General features: G+C 47.3%; 1 protein-coding gene. It reads left to right on the top strand.

Annotation, left to right across the window (positions count from 1 at the left end; all coding sequences use genetic code 11):
* Positions 1-285: 285 nt before the first annotated feature.
* On the top strand, positions 286-1563 hold the full coding sequence (locus MB824_RS09950) for a sugar MFS transporter (RefSeq protein ID WP_238748364.1): 1278 nt from the start codon (positions 286-288) through the stop codon (positions 1561-1563).
* Positions 1564-1786: the final 223 nt, after the last annotated feature.

Below are 1786 nucleotides of genomic sequence, written 5' to 3'. Positions count from 1 at the left end.
AAAAAAACCTGCGTTTTATCCCATACCGGCAGCCTGAAAACTTGGCATTTTCTACAAACTTTAAAACGGTATTTCTCTAGCCAAATAAACAGATTGCCAGCTTATCCACAAGGAATGGCCAAACTAACCAAATACAATCAAATTAAAATTTAAATTTTCAGATTAAATTCGGTTTTCAGGCAGCCTGAAAAAATCAGCCAAATAGCAGCGGTTTTCAATAAAGCGCTTTGCCAGTATGATGCGCGCCGTTTTTACCTTTGCAAACAACAGAAAGATTGGCTTCAAATGCTTGATACCGCTTCTCAAACCCCGAAACAAGGCGGAAACGCTTTGGCATTGGGCGTTTTGACTTCCCTGTTTTTTATGATGGGGTTCATCACCTGTCTGAACGACATTCTGATTCCCCACCTGAAAGAAGTTTTTGACCTGAACAACCGCGATTCGATGCTGGTTGGCACCGCGTTTTTCTCGGCCTATGCCGTGATGTCTTTCGTAGCGGGCAAGGTGATCGATAAAATCGGTTACAAAGGCACGGTAATCGCCGGTTTTCTGATTACCGCGCTTGGTGCCTTTTTGTTTTATCCCGCAACCGCTTCGATTCCTTTGGAAGGCGCGGCGGACAAAAATATGTATTACACCGTTTTCCTGCCGGTTTTCTTCATTATGGCAACCGGAATCGTGTTTTTGCAGGTCGCTGGCAATCCCTATGTCACGCTGCTGGCCAAGCCGGGTAAAGAATCAGCCACGCTGACTTTGGTTCAGGCGTTTAATTCGGTGGCGACAACCATCGCACCCTATGTCGGCGGCATGCTGATTCTGACCGATGCTTCCCAAACCCTTAATGCCGCCCAAAAAGCGCAAACGCTGGAAATGCCGTATCTCGGTTTGACCGGACTTTTGGTTCTGCTGGCGGTAGCGGTTGCCGCAATCAAACTGCCGGCGGCGGAAAAGGTTGCCCAAGCGGTGAGCGAAGAGACCCATGATGGGAAAACCAGCGTCTTCCAATACCGCCATATGGTGCTGGGTGCATTGGCAATTTTTTGCTATGTCGGCGCCGAAGTCGCTATCGGTCAGCAATACATCCTAACAATGGAGCATCTCAGTAACGGTGCCATCAACCACAGAAGCGGCGCCGAACTGCTGACTTACTACTGGGGCGGCGCAATGGTCGGACGTTTTGCTGGCAGTATGTTCCTGAATAAATTCCCGCCGCAAAAAGTATTGCTGACCAACGCGCTGGTGGCCGTCGGTTTGCTGCTGGCAGTGGTTTTTGCCGGGGATGTGGCGCAAGCACAAGTGGCCAAGTACGCATTACTTGCTGTCGGTTTGTTTAATTCGATCATGTTTCCAACCATTTTCTCGCTTGCCACTCAGAAACTCGGCAAATTTACCGCTGATGCATCCGGCATTATCTGCACAGCGATTGTTGGTGGTGCACTGATTCCCCTGCTGCAAGGCGACATCATTACCCGTAGCGGAAATTATTTGATTTCTTATCTGGTGCCGGCACTGTGCTATCTGTACATTGCCTACTTTGCAGTCAGCGGCAGCAAGATCAAATAATCAGGCAGCCTGAAAAAATGAAAACGGGTATCCGCACCACGGATACCCGTTTAAAAATTTCAAGCACTAAGAAAAAAAATTCTTATTTTGTAAAGAACATGCAAATTTCTATAAATTTGGATGAAAAATATGCTTGACTGAGAAAAGTCAAATCGGTATGATTGCGGTCTTTCGCTGCTTCTGTGGCGACGTTCTTTAACAGACAGATTACCGATAAGTGTGA

The sequence above is a fragment of the Kingella pumchi genome (genome assembly GCF_022288825.1).
GTDB classification, from domain to species: Bacteria; Pseudomonadota; Gammaproteobacteria; order Burkholderiales; family Neisseriaceae; genus Kingella_D; species Kingella_D pumchi.
The sequence above is the reverse complement of the archived record's forward strand: the minus strand, read 5'-3'. Positions and strand labels throughout refer to the sequence as shown.